Source organism: Arthrobacter sp. P4_F11, assembly GCF_056401395.1.
Genome location: NZ_JBFUJK010000001.1, coordinates 347682 through 369078 on the forward strand (window position 1 = coordinate 347682; position 21397 = coordinate 369078).

General features: G+C 68.1%; 18 protein-coding genes. 1 reads left to right on the plus strand and 17 read right to left on the minus strand.

The genetic code is table 11. From position 1 onward, the window contains the following. Positions 1-263: 263 nt before the first annotated feature. From AC1DRO_RS01720 to AC1DRO_RS01800, 17 genes are all read right to left on the minus strand, one after another. Positions 264-1943: an amidohydrolase gene (locus tag AC1DRO_RS01720; RefSeq protein ID WP_476949575.1), complete on the minus strand. Its 1680-nt coding sequence runs from the start codon at positions 1941-1943 to the stop codon at positions 264-266. Between the two features lie 117 nt (positions 1944-2060). Beyond that, on the minus strand, positions 2061-5000 hold the full coding sequence (locus tag AC1DRO_RS01725) for a DEAD/DEAH box helicase (RefSeq protein WP_476949576.1): 2940 nt from the start codon (positions 4998-5000) through the stop codon (positions 2061-2063). 24 nt (positions 5001-5024) lie between these two features. Further along, positions 5025-5819 carry a twin-arginine translocase subunit TatC gene (tatC, locus tag AC1DRO_RS01730; protein ID WP_028275586.1) on the minus strand — a complete coding sequence of 265 codons (795 nt, stop codon included), beginning with the start codon at positions 5817-5819 and terminating at the stop codon, positions 5025-5027. Positions 5820-5867: 48 nt separating this feature from the next. Further along, positions 5868-6137 (minus strand): Sec-independent protein translocase subunit TatA, encoded by a 270-nt coding sequence (gene tatA / locus AC1DRO_RS01735; RefSeq protein WP_476949577.1) that lies wholly within the window; start codon positions 6135-6137, stop codon positions 5868-5870. A gap of 35 nt (positions 6138-6172) precedes the next feature. Continuing rightward, positions 6173-6568: a hypothetical protein gene (locus AC1DRO_RS01740; RefSeq protein ID WP_476949578.1), complete on the minus strand. Its 396-nt coding sequence runs from the start codon at positions 6566-6568 to the stop codon at positions 6173-6175. A 5-nt stretch (positions 6569-6573) separates the two neighbouring features. Next, positions 6574-8592: a helix-turn-helix transcriptional regulator gene (locus AC1DRO_RS01745; protein ID WP_476949579.1), complete on the minus strand. Its 2019-nt coding sequence runs from the start codon at positions 8590-8592 to the stop codon at positions 6574-6576. 188 nt (positions 8593-8780) lie between these two features. Further along, positions 8781-9176, minus strand: coding sequence for an FKBP-type peptidyl-prolyl cis-trans isomerase (locus tag AC1DRO_RS01750; protein WP_476949580.1), 396 nt, complete (start codon positions 9174-9176; stop codon positions 8781-8783). Positions 9177-9224: 48 nt separating this feature from the next. Further along, complete coding sequence (locus AC1DRO_RS01755; RefSeq protein WP_476949581.1) at positions 9225-10160, minus strand: FKBP-type peptidyl-prolyl cis-trans isomerase; 936 nt, start codon at positions 10158-10160, stop codon at positions 9225-9227. Between the two features lie 111 nt (positions 10161-10271). Continuing rightward, on the minus strand, positions 10272-11636 hold the full coding sequence (gene pafA, locus AC1DRO_RS01760; RefSeq protein WP_476949582.1) for a Pup--protein ligase: 1365 nt from the start codon (positions 11634-11636) through the stop codon (positions 10272-10274). Position 11637: 1 nt separating this feature from the next. Further along, positions 11638-12345, minus strand: coding sequence for a proteasome subunit alpha (prcA, locus tag AC1DRO_RS01765; RefSeq protein WP_476949583.1), 708 nt, complete (start codon positions 12343-12345; stop codon positions 11638-11640). Between the two features lies 1 nt (position 12346). Beyond that, complete coding sequence (gene prcB / locus AC1DRO_RS01770; protein WP_476949584.1) at positions 12347-13189, minus strand: proteasome subunit beta; 843 nt, start codon at positions 13187-13189, stop codon at positions 12347-12349. A gap of 86 nt (positions 13190-13275) precedes the next feature. Continuing rightward, positions 13276-13479 (minus strand): ubiquitin-like protein Pup, encoded by a 204-nt coding sequence (locus AC1DRO_RS01775; protein WP_026266331.1) that lies wholly within the window; start codon positions 13477-13479, stop codon positions 13276-13278. 90 nt (positions 13480-13569) lie between these two features. Continuing rightward, positions 13570-15243: a depupylase/deamidase Dop gene (gene dop / locus AC1DRO_RS01780; protein ID WP_476850914.1), complete on the minus strand. Its 1674-nt coding sequence runs from the start codon at positions 15241-15243 to the stop codon at positions 13570-13572. Then, positions 15240-17051, minus strand: a complete 1812-nt coding sequence (gene arc / locus AC1DRO_RS01785) for a proteasome ATPase (protein ID WP_476949585.1) — start codon at positions 17049-17051, stop codon at positions 15240-15242. The genes dop and arc overlap by 4 nt, the downstream gene beginning before the upstream one ends. Positions 17052-17135: 84 nt before the next feature. Next, positions 17136-18233, minus strand: a complete 1098-nt coding sequence (locus AC1DRO_RS01790; RefSeq protein WP_028275577.1) for a tRNA (adenine-N1)-methyltransferase — start codon at positions 18231-18233, stop codon at positions 17136-17138. Positions 18234-18334: 101 nt separating this feature from the next. Continuing rightward, the gene (locus AC1DRO_RS01795) at positions 18335-19522 is read right to left on the minus strand and encodes a site-2 protease family protein (protein ID WP_476949586.1); all 1188 of its coding nucleotides are present in this window, start codon (positions 19520-19522) and stop codon (positions 18335-18337) included. Further along, on the minus strand, positions 19515-20300 hold the full coding sequence (locus tag AC1DRO_RS01800; protein WP_476949587.1) for an HAD family hydrolase: 786 nt from the start codon (positions 20298-20300) through the stop codon (positions 19515-19517). Before AC1DRO_RS01800 ends, AC1DRO_RS01795 begins: the two co-directional genes overlap by 8 nt. A gap of 153 nt (positions 20301-20453) precedes the next feature. Between AC1DRO_RS01800 and AC1DRO_RS01805 the strand changes: the two genes are divergently transcribed. Further along, positions 20454-21359 carry a PAC2 family protein gene (locus tag AC1DRO_RS01805; RefSeq protein WP_018772914.1) on the plus strand — a complete coding sequence of 302 codons (906 nt, stop codon included), beginning with the start codon at positions 20454-20456 and terminating at the stop codon, positions 21357-21359. The last annotated feature ends 38 nt before the right edge of the window (positions 21360-21397 follow it).

Sequence of the window (21397 nt, forward strand, 5' to 3'; positions counted from 1 at the left end):
AAGTAGACCCGCCCCCTGGGGGTGCCCGTGGTCATGACCAAGTAAAGCTCCCGCGGGTGCGGCAACCTGGGAAGGACCGGGGACTGCCGGAGTCTGCGCGGTACGCAACCCTCCGTTGCCCCTCAATGCTACGGGGGCGGGCCGATCTGTCAACCGAGCCGTGACCTGCCGTTTCGTCTGTCGGCGCAGTTCAGGGCGGGGGCGCGGGTGGAAATGTTTCCGCTCCGTCCGCTGGATGACGGGCCGGATCAGGCGCCAGGTGTTCAGGCGTGGAGGGCGCCGCTGGCATAGAGTTCCTGGCCGTCCCGTACCGTCAGGAGGCAGGCAGGATCGCTGCCGGTGTCCAGCGCCGGCAGCAGCGGGGTGCGGGCGCGCGGGTCGGTGCTCCACGACTGCACGCGCCCGTCGGCCACCTGGACCATGAGCTCCTCGACCTCCCAGACCGCAAAGCTGGCCGGAGCGCCCGGCACCAGTTGCCCGGCCATGGGGTTGGGGTAGCGGGCTGCCCGCCAGCCGGCCCGCGTGTGGCCGAGGAACGCGGCGCGGGCGGAGATCTGTTCGGCGGGATTGGTGTGCTGCAGGCACGCGCGCACGCTGGACCACGGCCGGAGCGGCGTCACCGGACTGTCGCTGCCGAAGCAGATCGGCACACCGGCCGCGTAGAGGCTGCCAAAGGCATTCATTCCCAGCCGGCGGGAGCCGAGGCGCTGCTGGTACAGGCGGTCCCCGCCACCCCACAGGGCGTCGAAGACCGGCTGCGCGCTGACGCTGACCGAATAGCGGGCCAGCCGGCTGATGGCCGCGGCATCGGCGAGTTCGACGTGCTCGAACCGGTGCCCCGCGGCACGGACGCGCTGCTCCCCCACCTCAGCCGCGGCGAGGTCGAGGGCGTCGAGGGCCGCGTCCAGGCCGGCGTCGCCGATCACGTGGAAACCCGCCTGGATCCCCAGGAGGGAGCACGCCGCGAGGTGGGCGGCTGCCTCGGCCACGGAGAGGTACAGGCTGCCGCGCTCTCCGGGCGCGTCGGTGTAGTCCGCCCGCAGGGCGGCAGTCCGTGAGCCGATCGAGCCGTCGATGTTCAGGTCACCGGCGAGGCCCAGTACAGGCAGGCCCAATTCGTCCAGGATGGACTGGGCATGTTCGGCGGATCCGGCGAGCTCGCCCCAGTACGGCAGGATCTCCGGCACTGCCACGCCGTGCACCCCGTTCGGTCCGCCGCCGGAGGTGCTGTTCCAGGCCACCGCGAGCCGCAGGTCCTCGATGCTTCCGATATGCGGCGCGGCCATCTCGGCGAGGGCCACGTAGCCGTTGGCCGCAGCCTCGGCGAGGGCGCGCTGCTGGTAGGCGCGCAGGGCGTCCGCCGGCAGCCGGCGGGCCGCCAGGCGGGCCGCGGTGTGGGCGTCGCGTTTGACCTGGCTTCCGGCGCCGCCGCCGTCGAGCCCGTCCAGTCCGGCCGACGCGGCCAGGGAGTTCGATACCAGGGCCGAGTGGACATCGACGCGGGACAGGTAGACCTGGCGGCCGCCGGCCGCGCGTTCGATTTCGTCCCGGGAGGGCAGGGCGGGATCGGCCCAAGTGGTCTCGTCCCAGCCGTGGCCCAGGACGGGACCGCCCGCGCTGGACGCGGAGGCGGCGGCGACGGCGTCGAGGAGTTCAGCGGAGGAGCGCACCCCGGCCAGCTGGAGGCCCTCCAGCGCGATTCCGGTTTCCGTCAGGTGGAGGTGGGAGTCGACGAAACCGGGGGCCAGGAGCGCGCCCTGCAGATCGATTACCTCCATGGAGGCATCGGCGATGGACGTGGCGGCCTGCTCGGAACCAACCCAGGCGACGGTGTCGCCGTCGACCAGCATCGCAGTCGCAAAGGGATCGGCAGCCGTGTAGACCGAGCCGTTGCGGTACAGCGTGACGTTGCGGGGGGCGGGGGCGGCCGGCGAATCGGTCATGGGGCGGGAACTCCTTGTTGCTGGGGGCCGGCCGAGCGCCGGCGGGTTCGAAAATCTGGGAGGCCGCGGTAGCGGGCCAGCGAGTGGTCCAGGGAGCGGGACGGTCCGGCCCGCGCCCTAGGCCACGGAGGAATAGGCGACGACGCCGCGTTTGATGAGCTTGATGGCCTCCGCGCACAGCCGCGCAATCCGGGGGTCGAGGTTCGGGATGTCGGCGAGCTGGTCCAGGAGGTCGATCACCTGTTTGACCCAGCGGACAAAGTCGCCCGCGGCCAGGTCGGTGCCGCTCAGCACGTCCTGGAGGTGCCGGCCCTTGGCCCATTTGAAGATCGGCCACACAAGGCCGAGCTCGGGCTCGCCAGTGAGGGGCAGCTTGTTGGCTTCCTCGACGTCCTCCAGCGCGGACCATTCGCGGACCACGGTGTCTACCGCGGATTCCAGGGACACGCTCGGCATCTTGGGCCGCAGGCCGCGGTCCTCACGCTTGGCCTGGTAGACGAGCACACTGGCCAGCGCGGCGATCTCGGCGGCGTCGAGGTCGTTGAAGGCCCCCATCCGCAGTGACTGCGAAATCAGCAGGTCCTTTTCGCCGTAGATCCGCCGCAGGCGTTGCCCGTCCGGGCTGATGGACAGCGCGCCCGTGTCCGAGGTTTCCAGGTAGCCGTAGCCCGTCAGGACGCCGCACACACGGTCGAACGTCTTGGCGATGGTGTTGGTCCGGCCCTGGATCTGGCGGATGAGCCCGTCCGTTTCCTGGCGGAGTTTCCACCAGCGTTCGGACCACCGGGCATGGTCCTCGCGTTCACTGCAGCCGTGGCAGGGATGGGCGCGCAGTTCCCGGCGGAGCTCGGCGATCCGCTTCTCCTGGTTGGGTGCAGCGGAGGCCCGGCCGAAGTCGTCGTCGCGGCGCGGCGGCGCCGGCGGCCGGTTCTCGCGGATGGCGTTGCGCACCGAGGACGCCAAGTCGCGGCGGGACTTGGGAACCTTGGCGTTGAAGGTCTTGGGAATCCTGATCCGCGTGATCGGCGACAACGGACCTTCGACGTCGTGCAGGCCAATCCGGCGGAGCTGGTTGTCCAGCGTCATGACGGCGGGGCGGGGCTCGCGGGATTCGTGGTCGGAGCTGAGCACCACCGCGAGCCCGGGCGACTTCCCCGCCGGAACATCCACTACGTCGCCGGGAAGCAGCCTGCTCAGGGAGTCCTCGGTCAAGGACTTCCTGGCCCGGGACGTGCTCCGCGAGGCCATGGTTTCGGCATCGCCCAGGGCCCGCCGCAGCCGCGCGTATTCGGTGAAGTCGCCCAGGTGGCAGGTCATGGCCTTGCTGAACCCGGCAATGGATTCTTCCCGGCTCCTGACCTGCCGGGCCAGTCCCACCACGGATCGATCCGCCTGGAACTGGGCAAAGGATGATTCGAGGATCTCCCGGGCGCGCGGCCGGCCGAACTGCGCCAAAAGGTTGATCGACATGTTGTACGTGGGCCGGAAGCTGGAGTTCAGCGGGTAGGTCCGCCGTGAGGCCAGGCCGGCGACGGCGGCCGGATCCGTTCCGGGCTGCCACAGCACGACGGCGTGGCCCTCGACGTCGATGCCGCGGCGGCCGGCGCGGCCCGTCAGCTGGGTGTACTCCCCCGCCGTGATGTTGACGTGAGCCTCGCCGTTGAACTTGTCGAGCTTTTCGAGCACGACGCAGCGGGCCGGCATGTTGACGCCCAGGGCGAGTGTTTCGGTGGCGAAGACGGCCTTGACCAGCCCGTCGACGAACAGCTTCTCCACAACCTCCTTGAAGGTCGGCAGCATGCCGGCGTGGTGCGCGGCGAGCCCGCGGAGCAGGCCGTCCCGCCAGCTCCAGAAGCCGAGCACATCGAGGTCATCCGAGGGGATGTCCTGGGCGGCCTCGTCGACGCGCCGGGCGATGATCTGCTGTTCGGCCTCGCTGGTCAGCCAGAGTCCGGCCGCGACGCACTGGGCCACGGCGGCATCGCAGCCGGCGCGCGAGAAGATGAATGTGATGGCCGGCAGGAGGTCCTGCCGGTCCAGGCTGGCGATGACCTGCGGCCGGCTGGCCTTCCGCACCGGGCTGCGCTGGGCGCCCTGCGGTTCGTCCCGCTGGCTGCGTTGCTGGCGGCGCTGGTTCCGGCCGCCGTGGCCGAAGCGGCCACGGAAATTCATCTGGCTCTCGGCCCGGGCCATGGACAGCAGTTCCGGGTTGACCTCGAAGCCGGCCCGCCCTGGCGCTTCCGAGGTGACGGCGGCCGCCGGGCCGCCGACAACAGCATCGGCTACGGCGGATGCCTCCCCGGCAGTTGCCTCACTGGCAGTTGCCCCAACAGGCAGGGCGATCTCGTCAAAGCTCGTGTCGCCGGCAAACAGGTCCACGATCTTCCGCCCCACCATGACGTGCTGCCACAGCGGCACCGGGCGGTGCTCGGAGACGATCACATCGGTCTGCCCGCGGACGGTGTCGAGCCACGCACCGAACTCCTCGGCGTTGGAGACCGTGGCACTCAGGGACGCCACCTGGACCTCGCTGGGCAGATGGATGATGACTTCCTCCCACACGGCGCCCCGGAAGCGGTCGGCGAGGTAGTGGACTTCGTCCATGACCACGAAGCCGAGATCATCCAGGGTGTCCGAATCCGCGTAGAGCATGTTGCGGAGCACTTCGGTGGTCATGACCACCACCGGGGCGTCGCCGTTGATGCTGGTATCTCCGGTGAGCAGTCCCACCTGGGCGGCGCCGTACTTGGCGGCCAGTTCGGAGTACTTCTGGTTGCTCAGGGCTTTGATGGGGGTGGTGTAGAACGCCTTGAGCCCACGCTGGAGGGCCAGATAGATGGCGAACTCCCCCACAATCGTCTTCCCGGCGCCGGTGGGGGCGGCCACCAGCACGCCCCGGCCGGCCTGCAGGGACAGGCATGCTTCGCGCTGGAAGTCATCGAGTTCAAATTCGAGCGAGCGGATGAACCCGCCCAGATAGGTCTTGGCTTCAGCAGCCCGCTCGACGCTGGCGCGGTAACGTTCGGACGGTGATTCCGGCCCGGGGTGTGAGGACATGTTTCCAGCCTAGTGCGCGAAAGGCTAGAGATTCTCCAGCTCGGAGCTGGGGGTGGCGTGGTCGGCGGTGGCTTCGGTCTCGGCGTCGCGTTTGACGGCGCGCCGCTCGCGCCGGCGATCGTTGAGCAGGCACAGCCCGATCGCGGCGAAGAACAGCGCCAGCATGGGTCCGGCCAGGTAGAACATGCTCATGGCGTCGGCGCCGGGAGCGGCCATCGCGGCGAACAGGCAGACCAGGAAGACTGTGATCCGCCAGCTCTTGAGCAGCTGCTGGCCCTTGATGAGTCCGGCCAGGTTCAGCCCGAACAGGACCACCGGGAGGAGGAAGGCGATGCCGAAGGCGAGCAGCAGCCGCAGCACAAAGGACAGGTACACCTGGGCGCTGATGAAGTTGGAGCCGCCCGACGGCGTGAAGTCGGTCAGGACGCGGACCGCGTTGGGCAGCACGAGCCAGGCCAGCAGGACGCCGCCGACGAAGAGCGGCACGGCCGCCGCCACGAAGGACAGGGCCAGGCGGCGTTCCTTCTTGTGCAGCCCCGGCACGATGAAGGCCCAGAGCTGGTAGAGCCAGACGGGGCTGGCGATAATCAGGCCCAGGAATACGGAGACCTGGATCATGAGGTCGAACGAGCTCGCGACGCCGTCGAAATTCAGGGTGGCCTGGCGGCCTTCATGTTCATTCAGGTCGCGGATCGGCTTGATCAGCGCCGCCAGCATTGGCTGGTAGACAAGGAAACCCACTACCGTCCCAAGGACGACGGCGATTGCCGCCTTAAAGAGCCGGTTGCGCAGCTCTTTGAGGTGGTCGAGGAGCGCCATCCTCCCCTCGGGGTTCGATCGACGGCTCATGGTTACTGCCATGCGGTCTTAGGCGCGGGTCGACGGCGGAACGTCGGTTCCGTCGCCCGTGCGGCTTTCCGCTGCGCCGGTCTGCGGGTGGTTGATGACCCGTCCTTCAACCGGCTCGGAGCCATCCTTGGCATCGGTGGTGCCGTCTTTCTTCATTTCCCGGACTTCCGACTTGAAAATGCGCATCGACTGGCCCAGGCTGCGGGCCATGCCCGGCAGCTTCGGCGCAGCGAACAGCACCAGTGCCAGAACGATGATGATGATGAGATGCCAGCCTTCAAGCCTCATGGGGAGAGGTCCTTTCGTTTGAATACATCCTATGTCTAACGCGTTTCGATGTCGCGCAGCGCCTGGGGTTGCCCGCGGTCCTTCTTGCGTTGGATGCGGCGCAGCCGGCGGGCGTTTTGCCGGGCGAGCTTGGATGCGTGGTAATCATGTCGCATCCGCGCGGGCGAGGCAAAAATGGCGTCGCCGGGCGCCGGCCGAAGGGATTCGTCCGCGCTGCCCGGGTCACCGGCGCCGGCCGCTGTCGAACCGGCCGCTGAAACGGTGCCGGTGCCCGCTGGTGAAGGAAGGGTGGAAAAGCGGTCCGCGGCTTCACCCAATTCGGTGAGCGTCGTCGTGGCTTGCCGGAACAGCCGGAAGCCGAGCACGCCGAAGAACAACAGCGACAACGCGACAAGCGCTATCCAAATAACGATCCAGGACCACCAAGGCATGCTGATCAGTCTATCGGGCGATCCGGGAAGGCTTCGTATTGCGTCAGGGCCGCGGCGAGCCACTCCCGCGACGCGGCCGCGAGGGCCTCTGGCTGCAGGATCCGCACCATCCCGCCGTGCTGGGCCACGAACATCGGCAGCCAGTCCGTGCTGCCAAACCGGATTTCGGCGAGCATGCCGCCGCCTGGCAGGGCCGCGGTCCGCTCGGCGTAATAGTCGTCAGCAAGGCCGGTGCCGCGGGGCGCGAGTTCCACCAGGACCACCGTGTCGTCGTCGTTCGGGGTGAACAGTTTCACCGGAAAGCTGTCCGCCGGCTTTGCCGTCGCGGCCGCCCGCCGGCCGTTGGGCTCAAGGGCTTCGATCCTGTCCAGCCGGAAGTTGCGGAGGCCCTGGGCGGAGTGGCAGTAAGCCTCGAGGTACCACGTGTTGTCCAGCGAATAGAGCCGCAGGGGGTCCACGTCACGTTCGGACACGGCGTCGCGCTGCGCCGAGAAGTACCTCAGGTGCAGCTGCGCGCCGGATTCGAGGGCGGCGCGGGCGGTGTCAAGGATGGCGGAATCGCCGGGGGCCACCTCGGGGCCGGAGAGCGCGGCCGCTTTGACGCCTTCCTCCCCCGCCGCGGCCATGAGTTTGAGCGTCACCGATTCCAGGGCGCCGCCTTCGGCGAGCTCGGGCAGGCTGTTGAGCGTCTCCAGGCCGGTCAGGAGCGCACAGGCCTCGTCCACGGTGAACCGTACGGGGCGGGTCAGGTCCAGGGCCTGGGTGATGAATACGTGGTCATCGTCCCACTGGATGTCCAGCAGATCGTCGGGGTAGCCCTCAGGGAGGCCCGAGCAGATCAGGATCCGCAGGTCGTCCTCGAGTGCCTTGCGGGTGATGCCAAACCTGGCGGCGACCTCGCTGATGTGCAGTCCCTGGTTGTGGACAAGGAACGGGACGAGTTGCAGCATCCGCTTGAGCTGGTCCTCCGAGGTTCGTTTCCGGGTGTGGCCGGCGCGGCCCGCCGCCGGGAAGGCGACGACCGGCAGGGGCCTGTCGGCGAACTCGGCGGCTGCCGCGAGGCGGCGGTGGACGGCGCCGGCGAGTTCGGGGGGTGAAATCACGGTGACGCGGGGACCGTAGGAGGCCAGCTCCTCGCCCAGGGTCTCCGCATCGCGGAAGGGCACCGCGAGGCGGTCCGTCCCGGCCGGGCGCCCCGGTGTTCGGGCTTCCGGCGCAGCGTCCGGAAGCGGCTGGGCGCGTTTGCGGAGGCCCAGGAGCCGCCCGTGTTCGACGTCGACCACGGCGCTCTGCACCGGCAGCTCGGCCAGGCCGGCCAGCTCGGCGCGGACGTTGAACCCTGCCGGCGGCGTGAAGGTCTCCTTCTCCAGGACGGTCACGGCGGACGTCAGGCGGGACAGGCGGAAGAACCGTTTGTCCCCCCGGCCCCGGTCGTGGCCCACGAGGTACCATTGGCCGAAGCGGCTGCCCAGGCCCCAGGGCTCCACCAGGCGTTCCTGCTCCTGGCCGGTGCTGCCGGCGAGGTAGCTGAACCGGACCGGGTGCTGGGCGTGTATCGCGGCGACCAGGTCCTCGAAGGCCTGGCCGGCGGGGCGGATGCGCGGCTGGACGCTGGTGGGGAGTTCGGCGTCGACCAGGCCGCCGGCGGCCTGCAGCTTCCGGACCGCGTCGACGGCGGCGGAGCCGAGGGCGGCGTGCTCCCAGAGCTGGGCCGCGAGGATCAGGACCGTGCACTCTTCGGGGGTGAGGCTGACGTCGGGCAGCCGGTTCGATTCCTTACCGATCCGGTAGCGGGTGGTTGCCGGGTCGTCGGAGCCCCAGCCCGTGTCCGTCACGGTCTCCACGTCGAAGCCAAACTGGCGCAGCTCGCCTTTGTCGCGTTCGAACATGCGGCCGAAGGCGACGTCACTGCTCGTCGTGTCGTGATAGACCTTTTCGCGCAGCTCGCTGCGGCGCAGGCCGTACTTGGTGTTGAGCAGGGCGATGAGCAGGTTCAGGAGGCGTTCTGTACGTGAGGCGGACACCCCGCAAGGGTACTAAAGCCGGTCCCGGAAAATGACGAAAGCGCGGCAACAGCCGGAAGAACTTTTCCGATTGTTACCGCGCTTCCTGCATGTCGGCAGCATATTCAGCCTGCTGGTACCACCGGCCGGTGGGCCCACGACCGCCGGGTTCCCTGTCCGAGCTTGCGAGGATAGGGGGCGGGTGGGGACTAGCGGACGGCGACGAGGTCCACGACGAAGATCAGGGCCTCGTTGGGGCCGATCGCCCCGCCGGCGCCACGGGAGCCGTAGGCAAGCTCGGACGGGATCTCGAGCCGGCGGCGGCCGCCGACCTTCATGCCCAGCAGGCCCCGGTCCCAGCCCTGGATGACCTGGCCGACGCCGACCCGGAAGTCCAGCGGCGCGCCGCGGCCCCAGGAGGCGTCGAATTCTTCACCGGTGGACCAGGCGACGCCCACGTAGTGGGTGGATACGGTGTCGCCGGCTTTGGCCTCGGCGCCGTCCCCTTCGATCAGGTCGGTGATGACCAGTTCGGTGGGGACGTCTCCTTCGGGGAAGTCAATTTCCGGCTTCTCGCGGTCGAGGTTGCGCTGTCCAAATGACATGGTTGCTCCTTTGAGGTGGCGTGTAGTGGTTGCAGGTGTAGCGGTGGGTTACTTGACGCCGAGGATATCGACGACGAAGACGAGGTCGCCCTTCGCGTCGCCCTGGCCCTGATCTCCGTAGGCGAGGTCCTTCGGGACGACCAGAAGGACACGTGAGCCGACCGTCTTGCCGGTCAGGCCCTGGGTCCAGCCCTTGATGACGCCGGTCAGCGGGAAGGTGGCCTTCTTGCCACTCTCGAAGCTGGAGTCGAAGACCTTGCCGGTGGCGAGGGCGACGCCCACGTAGTTCACGGTGATGGTGTCGGTCTGCTTGAGGGCCTGGCCCTTGCCGGTGATCAGGTCCTGGGAGACGAGCGCGGTCGGCGCCTTGACGCCGGCGACGGAGATTTCCGGGACGCCCTTGTCGTTTTCCTTGACGGTCGGCAGTCCGGCCGGCGGGGTGACGGCGTCGCCCTCGGGCTTGTCCAAAACCGGCGGAGCGTCCTTGGCGGAGAGCACCTTGACGATCAGGAGCTGGGTCGGCTTGGCCGCGGTACCCTCGGCTGCGGCCTGGCCGGGAACGGCCAGGGCGAGGTGCGAGCCGATCTTGGCGCCCACGAACGCGTTGTAGATGACGGGGCTGCTGCCCTTGAGCTCGTCGTTCAGCTCCAGCGGCTCGGGATCGTTCGGGAACGTGTCTTCGAGGGTGGAACCGTCGGTGCCGTTGAAGGCCACGATCGAAATGTTGGCGATCTGGTTGGCCTTGACCCGCTCGCCACCGCCCTCGGTGACCACCTTGACGGTGGGTTCCTTGACGTCGAGCGGCTTGGTGAAGTTGACGCCGGGGGCTTTCTTGTCACCGTTCTCAGTCAATTTGACCGAGTCCAGCTTGGCGGTCTCACCCGCGGACTGGCTGGTGGGTTCCGGAGCCGGAGGCGCTTCGCTGCCGCCGCAGGCGGTCAGCAGCAGCAGGCCGGGCAGAAGAATTGCTAGTAGTCGGCGCAATTGGAAACTTTCGTCGAGGCAGGGTGGACTCAGTGCCGTTCGGTTTCCCGTGGCAAAGAAAGCGGCGGCCGCAGGGCGGCCCTACCCCAGAATAACGTGCGAAGCTGGGTATCAGCCCATCGAGTCCAGCAGCGCATCCACCCGGTCGTCCACGCTCCGGAAGGGATCCTTGCACAGAATGGTCTGGTGGGCGCGGTCGTTCAGCTTCAGATGGACCCAGTCCACGGTGTAGTCGCGGCCGAGTTCCTGGGCGCGCCGGACGAAGTCGCCGCGGAGTTTGGCGCGCGTTGTCTGCGGCGGGGCATCCACCGCGTCCTTGACCGCGGTGTCGTCCACCACCCGGCGCACGGCCCCGCGGGCCTGGAGCAGGTAGAAGAGGCCGCGGCCACGGGAAATGTCGTGGTAGGTCAGGTCCAGCTGCGCAATCCTGGGAGCGTCAAGGCCCAGACCATGCCGTTCCCGGTAGTTGTCCATGAGCTTCTTCTTAATGGCCCAGTCCACTTCGGTATCGATCGTGCTCGTGTCGCCGCTTTCGATGGCGTCCAGCGTGCGCTCCCAGAGGTCCAGGATCAGCGGCACGTGGGGGTTGTGCGCGCCGTGTTCGGCCACGAACGCGGTCACCTTGCCCAGGTATTCGCGCTGGATTTCCAGGGCTGTGAGCTGCCGGCCGTTGGCGAGCCGGACCAGGGCCCGGCCGCTGAGGTCGTGGGATATTTCCCGGATGCTCCGGATCGGGTTCTCCATCCGCATGTCGCGCATGATCACCCCGGCCTCGATCATCCGCAGGATCAGGTCCACCGTGCCGACCTTGAGCAGCGCCGTCGTTTCGGACATGTTGGAGTCGCCCACGATCACGTGCAGGCGCCGGTAGAACTCGGCGTCCGCGTGCGGCTCGTCCCGGGTGTTGATGATGGGCCTGGAGCGGGTAGTGGCGGAGGAAACGCCTTCCCAGATGTGGTCGGCCCGCTGGGAGAACGCGAAGGTCGCCCCGTGCGGGGTCTTGAGGATCTTGCCGGCCCCGGCGATCAACTGGCGGGTCACGAGGAACGGGATGAGGATTTCGGCGAGCCGGGAAAATTCGCCGCGCCGCGGGATGAGGTAGTTTTCGTGGCTTCCGTAGGAGTTCCCGGCCGAGTCCGTGTTGTTCTTGAACAGGTATACGGTGCCGTTGAATCCCTCCGCCGCCAGCCGTTCCTGGGCTTCGTCCACGAGGTCGCACAGGATCAGTTCCCCGGCACGGTCATGGGCGATCAGCTGGGCCAGGTCGTCGCACTCGGCGGTGGCGTATTCCGGGTGCGACCCGACGTCCAGGTAAAGGCGCGAGCCGTTGGTCAGGAAGACGTTGGAGGACCGTCCCCAGCTGACCACCTTGCGGAAGAGGTAGCGGGCTACTTCCTCCGGTGCCAGCGGCCGGGACTCCGGGCTTGAATAGGAAATTCCGAATTCGGTTTCGATGCCGAATATGCGCTTGTCCATCTCAGTTCTCCTCAGCCAGCAATGCCACGATGTCCGGGTCCTCGAGCCGGCGGAACGCCCGGCGGGTGCCGCGGCCGCTTTCCGATCCCCGGTCCAGGACCGCAACTTCCAGTGCGGATACGGGCAAGGTGGTGGTTTCCTTGTCCGCCACGAGCCCGGCGAGGGCCAGGCGGATGGCGCCCGCGAAGTCGAGTTCGCCCTGCCAGCCCGCCGCGACAGCCTCGGAGACCTTGTCCGCCTGGCCGCCCATCACAATAAAGCCGTGCTCGTCGGCGATGGACCCGTCAAAGGTCAGCCGGTACAGATGGTCCGCCTCCTGGGCCTGGCCGACTTCGGCCACGGCCAGTTCGACCTCGAAGGGTTTCTGTTCGGCCGTAAACACCGCGCCGAGGCTTTGTGCGTACACACTGGCGAGGCCGCGGGCCGTGACGTCCTCGCGGTCGTAGGAATAGCCCCGGACATCGGCATACCGCACCCCGGCTTGCCGCAGGCTTTCAAACTCGTTGTACTTCCCGACGGCCGCGAACGCGATTTTGTCGTAGATCTCGCCGATCTTGTGCAGCGACGGGGACGCGTTCTCCGCCACGAGGGCAATCCCGTCCCGGCAACTGATGACCACCACCGAACGTCCGCGGGCGATGCCCTTCCGTGCGAAATCCGCACGGTCCTTCATCAGCTGTTCGGGAGATACATAGAACTGCTGGGTCATCTCAGGCCTCCCGCTGGGCGACGGTGCGGGATTCGATGACGCGGCCGGCCACGGCAGCAAGGTCGCGGTCCGGGACCCGGAAGGCGCCTGTCCGGTTCACGATATACACCACCGGCCATAGCTGCCGGACGGGGTCCGGCCCGCCTGTGGCGGAGTCGTCGTCGGCGGCGTCGTACAGGGCCTCGACGGCGACTGCCACGGCGTCCTGTTCCGAGAGGCCGGGACGCCAGAGTTTCTTCAGCGCGCCGCGGGCGAACATCGAGCCGGAGCCCACCGCGTGGTGCTCCTGTTCCTCGTAGCGGCCGCCCGTGACGTCGTAGGAGAAGAGCCGGCCAAAACCTGCGGGTCGGTCGAATCCCGCGAACAGGGGCACGACGGCGAGGCCCTGCATGGCCATGGGCAGGTTGCCGCGGACCATGGCGCCGAGCCGGTTCGCTTTGCCGTCCAGGCTCAGGAGGGTGCCCTCGATCTTCTCGTAGTGTTCGAGTTCAACCTGGAACAGCCTGGTGATGTCCAGGGCGATGCCGGCGGTCCCGGCAATGCCCAGCACTGAGTACTGGTCGGCGGGAAAGACCTTCTCGATGTGCCGGCTCGCGATCACGTTGCCCATGGTGGCGCGGCGGTCCCCGGCCATCAGCACTCCCCCGGCGTAGGTCATCGCCACGATCGTGGTCCCGTGCGGGGCCTGCAGCGGTGCTCCTGGCTGGCCGGCGTGCCCGCCGGCGGGCAACTGGCTGAAAGGCACTTGGCCGAACGGCATCAAATCGGGCCGTTCGCGCTGCAGATGCTCGGTGAATGAGGACGTCGCGTTGGCTGCTACTCGGTTGGCTGTTGTTTCCTGCACTAACGCTCTCCCTCAACGTGGTGGATCAACGACTCTTCCGGCCCTTAGCCCCTCCCGCCGCCCTCATCCGGCGGCCGGCGGCGCTCCTACTGGCCGCCCTTTTGGACGAATGCGCGCACGAATTCCTCGGCGTTGGACTCCAGCACGCCGTCGATCTCATCGAGGAGATCATCGACGCCCTGGGTGGCTGCCGACGCCTGGGCGTCCGCCGGGGCCGGCGGCGCGGCGGGGACGTCCTCGTCAACCTCGGTGTCCCGCGACTGCGGCTGCTGCTGCTCCTGGCCTGCCATTGTTTTCTCCTTCATGTCCGTCCCTTTTCTCCTAAGGGACATCCTGTAGCAATAGTGCCACGCCCGGGGCGCCCGCGGGGGGCTTTGTTTTCAGGAACCGGGGCTGAGTCCGAGCAGTTCTGCCAGGAACGTCCCGGCCTCCCTGTGCCGGGCAAACAGGCCGCCGGTGAGGGCTTCGGTCCCGCGCAGCGGCTCGCGGGTTGGGACTCGCTGGAGCCTGCCGCGGCCGGGGACATCGAAGATCACCGAGTCCCAGCTGGCCCCCGCGAGGTCTGCACCGAACCTGCTGACGCAGCGCCCGCGGAAGTACGCCCGCGTGTCCGACGGCGGTTCGGTCACCGCACGGGCAATCGCGGCGTCGTCGACGATTCGGTGCATCCGGTCGCGGGCCAGCAGCCGGTAGTAGAGCCCTTTTTCGGGGCGGATGTCGGCCCACTGCAGATCCACGAGGCCCAGCCGCGCGTTGTCCCAGCCCAGGCCGTCACGCTGCCGGTAGCCCTCGAGCAGGGACAGTTTGGCGAGCCACTCGACTGACGATGCGGCCGCCGCCCGGTCACCGCCGAGTTCGCTCAGCGTGGCGGACCACCGCTCCAGGACCTCGTGGGTGTGGCCGTCACCGTCCACGGCGTCCGCGACGCCGGTGTCCTGCGCGTGCTTGGAGGCGGCCTCGAAATAGATCCACTGGAGGTCCAGGGCGCTGATCCGCCGGCCGTCGCCCAGGCGCAGCAGCCCGGTGAGCGAGGTGTCGTGGCTGACGGCCTGCAGCGCGGCGACGGGCTCATGGACTTCGATCCGCGGCGCCAGCCCGGCCTCGATCAGGCTCAGGACCATCGCGGTGGTGCCGAACTTGAGGAAGTTGGACGCCTGGCTGAGGTTGGCGTCGCCGATGATGACGTGCAGCCTGCGGTATTTGTCCGCGGTGGCGTGGGGCTCGTCCCGGGTGTTGATGATGGGGCGGCGGATGGTGGTTTCCAGGCCCACTTCGGTTTCGAAGAAGTCAGCGCGCTGGCTGATCTGGTAGCCGGCCCGGGCGCTGTCCTGACCGAGGCCCACCCGCCCGGCACCGCAAATGATCTGCCGGGTGACGAAAAACGGCGTGAGGCCGCGCACGATTTCGCCGAAGGGCACCGAGCGGGGCATCAGGTAGTTCTCGTGCGAGCCGTAGGAGACCGATTTATTGTCCGTGTTGTTCTTGTACAGGTTGATCGGCGGCAGTTCGGGATCCGCGGCGAGGCGCCGGACCGCGGCCAGGGCCACGAGGTCGCCGGCGGCGTCCCACGTGACGGCGGCGCGGGGGTTGGTCACCTCGGGGCTGGAATACTCCGGATGGGCGTGGTCCACATACAACCGTGCGCCGTTGCCCAGCACCATGTTCATCAGCAGCGTGCCGGACTCGTCCTCGCCGTCGGCCTCGAGTTCCTGCCGCCCGTAGGCGAGGGCGATCGCCTCGGCGTCGAGGACGGGAGGCTGGTCGGTGAGTTGTTCCGGGTCCGCGCTGCTCCGCTCCAAGGTCCAGCCGCGGGCGTCGTGCAGCGGTTCCTCGTCCGTGTAGTCCCAACGGGTCTCGGCGCCGCCGGCGGCCCGCTGGCGGGTCACCTGGGCATACGCCTGAATGACCCGGGCTGACATCATCGTGGCGTTTGCTCCCGGGGCCGAGGGCGCGTGGATGCCGTATTCGGTCTCCGATCCCATGACCCGCATCGCCCCGCCGACCGGCAGCCCGCCCGCAGTGTCGGCGGGCTTGCCGGGGACAACAGCCGTCACAGGTACTGGCCTGTACTGGGCATCGTCTCGATGGACTTCCCGGGCTCCTGGCCGGCCTTGCCCTGGACGATGGTGCGGATGTACGTGATGCGCTCGCCCTTCTTGCCGGAGATGCGTGCCCAATCGTCCGGGTTGGTGGTATTGGGCATGTCCTCGTGTTCACGGAACTCGTCAACGACCGCCCGGAGTAGATGGTCGATCCGCAGGCCCTTCTGGCCGATGGTCAACAGGTCCTTGATGGCGTACTTCTTGGCCCGGTCCACGACGTTCTGCACCACGGCGCCGGAGTTGAAGTCCTTGAAGTAGAGCATTTCGGTGTCGCCGTTGGCGTAGGTGACCTCGAGGTATTCGTTGGACTTCTCGGTGGAGTACATCGCCTCGACGGTGCGTTGGACCATGGCGTCCACGGTCGCCTGCACGTCGCCGTTGTGCTCTCCGAGGTCGGACTCGTGGAAAGGCAGGTCCGTGGTGATGTACTTGTTGAAGATGTCGGCCGCGGCCTCGGCGTCGGGGCGCTGGATCTTCACCTTCACGTCCAGGCGGCCCGGGCGCAGGATCGCCGGATCGATCATGTCTTCCCGGTTCGAGGCGCCGATCACGATCACGTTGTCCAGCCGTTCGACGCCGTCGATCTCGCTGAGGAGCTGCGGGACGATGGTGGTTTCGACGTCGGAGGAAATGCCGGTGCCACGGGTGCGGAACAGCGAGTCCATTTCGTCGAAGAACACCACCACCGGGCTGCCCTCGGACGCCTTTTCCCGGGCGCGCGCGAAGATCAGGCGGATGTGGCGTTCGGTCTCGCCGACGTACTTATCGAGCAGCTCTGGTCCCTTGATGTTCAGGAAGTAGCTCTTCATGTCCGTCTTGCCGGCGCGCTCGGCGGCCCGGGCGGCCAGCGAGTTGGCCACGGCCTTGGCGATCAGGGTCTTGCCGCAGCCGGGCGGGCCGTACAGCAGGATGCCCTTGGGCGCCTTGAGCCCGTGCTCCCGGTACAGGTCCGGGTGCAGGAAGGGCAGTTCGACGGCGTCGCGGATCTGTTCGATCTGCGGGCCCAGTCCGCCGATGTCCTGGTAGGTGATGTCCGGGACTTCCTCGAGCACGAGGTTCTCCACCTCGGAGCGCGGGATCTTTTCCAGCGCGTACCCGGTCCGGGAATCAATCGAGAGCGCGTCGCCGACCCGGAGCCGCTGGGCGAGCAGGGCGCCGGAGAGGCGGATGACCCGCTCCTCGTCGGCGCGGCCCACCACCAGGGCACGGTCGGGCCCCAGCATTTCCTTGAGCGTGACCAGGTCCCCGGCCCGCTCGTAGCCGAGTCCGGCGACCACCATCAGGGCCTCGTTGAGCAGGACTTCCTGCCCGACGGCGAGCTGGCTGATGTTGACCAGCGGGCTGATCCCAACCCGCATCTTGCGGCCGGCGTTGAAGATATCCACGGATTCCTCCGTGGCCGCCTGGCCGCTGTTCCCGGCCGTCGGCTGCCGTTTCGGGTTGAGCTGCAGGACGGTGCCGAAGCTGTACGGCGGCTGTCCCTCCTGGTCGAGGGCGTTCTTCAGCCGCAGGATCTCGGCCTTGGCCGTTTCCAGCATGCTGACCAGTTTGGAGTTGTTCTGCGTCGCGGCGGCGAGCTGGCGGTCAATGTGGCGGAGCTTGTCCCGAAGGATGTTGACCTGCCGCTCGGCGACGGACAGTTCATTGGCGGCATACCGGTCACCCTCGCCGGCTGCGGCGCGGGCCGCATCCGTGCGGGCGGCAGCATCCGCTGCGTCCTCGGCCGGTGTGCGGCCCGGGTCAGTATTCGGAGTCTCCATCGTGCATCAGCCCCTTCCTGCTCTTCTGTTAAGACCATAGCCCTAAGAAGGCGGGTGCCGCTGGAGACATCCGAAATATGCTGCCTAGTTCGTTATCTCCGGGGCGTCGACGACGTTCGTTCCGGCAATTGCGTCGCGGGCGGCGCGGCGCAGCTTTTTGTCCGAGACCGCACGCTCGCCCACAGCGCCCGGGGTCCAGGCGTTGACGTCTTCTTCGTTAAAGTCGGTCTTAGAGGGGCGGCGCTTTACCGAAATTCCCGTGACGCCGTCGGCGAGGCGGCGGGTTACCAGCAGGAAGCCCGTGTGGGCGACCATGCGGTGGTCCGGGCGGACGGCCAGGCCTTCGAGATGCCAGCCGCGGACCATGGATTCCCACGCGTCGGGTTCGGTGAAGCGTCCGTCCGCACGGATGGCTTCGGCTGTCCGCGAAAGTTGCGTCACAGTCGCGACATAATTGATCCACACGCCGCCGGGGGCCAGGACGGTGGCGACGGCGTCGAGGCATTCCCACGGCGCGAGCATGTCCAGGACCACGCGGTCCACGGAGCCGGGTTCCTCGGTGCGCACCACTTCCTCCTGGAAGTCGCCAAGGGAGATCTTCCAGGCCGGGTGCGGGCCGCCGAAGATGGTCTCGACGTTGCCGCGGGCGATGTCCGCGAACTCCTGGCGGCGTTCGAAGGAATGCAGGTAGCCGTTGTCCCCCACCGCGCGCAGCAGGGAGATGGACAGGGCGCCCGAGCCGACGCCGGCTTCGACAACGCGTGCGCCCGGGAAGATGTCCGCCATCGTCACGATCTGGCCGGCGTCCTTCGGGTAGACCACGGCCGCGCCGCGGGGCATCGAGAGCACGAAGTCCGAGAGTAGCGGACGCAGGGTCTGGTACTGCTGTCCGACGTTGTTGACCACCACTGAGCCGTCGGGCTTGCCGATGATCTCGTCATGGTTCAGGAAGCCCCGGTGGGTGTGGAACGCCCCGCCGACTTCGAGGGTGATCGTGTTCATGCGGCCACGCTCGTCCGTGAGCTGGACGCGTTCGCCTTCACGGAAGGGTCCGCGGCGGCGCGCCGCGCCGGTGGCACCATTCGCGCCGGCGGCACTGCTGGCCCCGGCGGTGGGAGTGTCAGTGCCTGCGGCGGCGGTGGTGTTGGCAGTGTTAGTGCCTGCGGCGGTGTCGCTGCTCATGAAGATGTTCCTCGCTCCTGTAAAGCTGTGTGGCCGCGGACATGCCGGCGGGCACCGGTCCTTGCGCGTGGGGGCCGGAAATTCACGACCGCCCAGTAACTCTACCGGTTCTGCCCCTGGTTCTGGCGTTCGTTCCGGTACTTGCCCGTTATGGCCCGGACGACGGCGGCCTGGCGCAGCAGCCCGGTGACGGCGCCCTCGCGGTTCACCACCGCGTACTCCTGGCCCTCGAGCTGGGCCAGGTACTGGACGAGCTCCTGGCCCTTGGACCATTCGGGGACATAGGCGCCCGCGCCAAGGGGGTAGGAGACCGCGGTCAGGGCGGTCGCTGCGGCCAGTCCGGCAGGCACGCTGGCGGCGGCGCCGGCGTCGACGATGGCCACGGGACGGCCGTCCCGGTCGCACAGCACCACGGCGGGCTTTCCGCCCGGCGCCCGGTCCAGGAGGTCCGCGACCGTCGCGGTTTCCGGAAGGCCGAGGGCGGGTTCGGCGAGGGCCGCGGCGTCGACGAGGTGCAGCCGGCCCCGCAGGCGGGCCTGCTGGATCGAGGCCGACGCCCCCATCCACAGGAAGCTGCCCACCAGGGCGGTGATGAGGGTGAAGGAAATATCCGGCCGTGCGCCGCTGACCAGCGGCAGGACAATGAACCACAGGGCGAGGGCGATCACGATGATCCGGCCCGCCCAGCCTGCCGCAATTGTGCCCTTCTCCTGGCTGCCGGTGGCTTTCCACACGGCGGATTCGACCAGCCGGCCGCCGTCCAGCGGAAGGCCGGGAAGGACGTTGAAGATGCCGATCAACAGGTTGGCCCAGACGAAGATGTTGGCCAGGATGTCGGCCACGCCGTTCAGGTCGCCGTAGGCAAGCGGGAGCCAGCCTGCGCCGGCAAGGACGAAGTTCGCGGCCGGGCCGGCCATCGCCACCAGGACGGAGCGGCCGGGTGAGGCCGTGAAGCTCTGGAACTGGGTGTGGCCGCCCCAGAGGTTGAGGACAATTTTCTCCGTGGGCCAGTGGAACAGCTTCGCGGTCAGCGCGTGCGCGAGTTCGTGGGCCAGCACGGAAATCAGGAGCAGCAGCGCGTAGGCGAAGGCGACGAAGAAGGCGGTGACGCCGAGGCGCGGATTGTTGCTCTGCAGGACCGGCCCGTAGGCGATCACCGTGAAGGCCGCGATGATGAACCAGGAATACGCCAGAAATACCGGAATGCCGGCGATCCGGCCCAGCGGGATCCCTTCCCGGCGGTTAGCCGGAGTCTTGCCGCGTTCCCCCTGGCTGCCGGTGTCAGCCACGGGAGCGGCCCGCGGTCGAGAGCGTGGTCGAGACCGTACTTAAGCGGCCGGTTGGGTCCGCGGCGGCGCCGAAGGTGGCGTCGGGGAAGTCGTGCCGCAGGGCCACGAGCTCCTCCAGGTCAGCGACTGTCCGGCCTTCCAGGGTGTTCCAGGTGGCGCGGCGGGGATCGTGCGGTAGGGGCAGGATGTGCGGGATGGCGACCGTGACGACGCCGGAGGCCACGGCAGCGGCGACACCCGGCACGGAATCTTCCAGGGCCACGCAGTGGTGCAGGCCGAGCTCGGGATCCTGCTGCTGCAGGAGCTCGACGGCCGTGAGGTAAGCCTCCGGGTGCGGCTTGCCCTGGGTCACAGTGTCTCCCGTGACCAGGAACTCGAAGTAGGGCTCGGGCAGGCTCGCAACGATCTCCCGGGCCAGCGGGGCCTCGGACATGGTGACGAGGGCGCAACGGACGCCGGCGTTGTAGAGTTCGTCGAGCAGTTCGCGGGCCCCGGGGCGCCAGGGAATGGAACTCCGGACCTGGCTGATCACGTGGCCGGTGAGGGTGTCGATGATCTCGCGCCGTTCCAGGGCCACGCCGGCTTCCTGCAGGATTCCCGCGGAAAACATCAGGGACTGTCCCACGAGCTGCATGGCCTGTTCGTGGGACCATTGTCCGCCGTGGGCTTCGACGAGTGCGTGTTCGGCTGCGATCCAGTAGGGCTCGGTGTCGACAATGGTGCCATCCATGTCCCAGAGCGCTGCTTTAAGGAGGGGCCGGGAAGCTGAGGATCGCATGCCTTCCAGTCTACGGGGAAGCCCGCGGCCGGGCGCCCGCGCTACGCCTACGGCGAATTCCACGCGCCCGACCGTGGGATTCCGGGCGGAAATTGCGGTCCCTTGGCGCTCGATTGCCTGCGCTCGGCGGGTTCTTGGACGTAGGGTGATGGCATGAACAGCTTCGAGGCAGACCCCACCGAACCAGGCGCCGTCTCCGAGCCGGAGCGGCTGCTGCAGCCAGTCCCCGAGGGCCGGCGCATCACCGTCATGCTCGCGGCCTTCGAAGGCTGGAACGACGCCGGAGAGGCCGCCAGCGATGCCCTGCGCTACCTGAACAAGCTCTGGGGCGGCAAGAAGGTCGGGGCGATCGACGCCGACGAGTACTACGACTTCCAGTTCACCCGGCCCACGATCCGGCGGACAGCGGCCGGTGAGCGGAAGATCAAGTGGCCGTCCACACGGATCTTCAAGGCCAGCGTCCCCGACTCGAACGTGGACGTCATCTTCGTCCAGGGCACCGAGCCGTCCTACAAGTGGCGTGCCTACACCGCGGAACTGCTGGTGCACGCCGAGGCCCTGCATGTCGACTACGTCATCCTGGTCGGTGCGCTGCTGGCTGACGTGCCGCACAGCCGGCCCATTCCGGTCAGCACCTCCACGGACGACGCCGCACTGCGTGAGCGGATGGACTTGGAGGCCTCGCAGTACGAGGGCCCGGTAGGGATTGTGGGCGTGCTCGGCGAGGTGGCCCTGCTGGCCGGGCTCCCGACCGTGTCGCTCTGGGCGGCCGTGCCGCACTATGTAGCCCAGGCCCCGTCGCCGAAGGCGCAGCTGGCCCTGCTGCACCGGGTCGAGGAGCTGCTCCAGGTCCCGCTGGACACCACGGAACTCGTGGAGGAGGCCGACGCGTGGGAACGCGGCGTGGACGAGCTCGCTACAGAGGATCCGGAAATTGCGGCGTATGTGCGCCAGCTCGAGGAGGCCAAGGACACCGCCGACCTCCCGGAGGCCAGCGGTGAATCGATAGCCCGCGAATTTGAGCGCTACCTCAAACGCCGGGGCAAGGACAAGCCCTAGCCCGCGTCCCGCTTTCCCCGGACCAGAGTCTTATGACC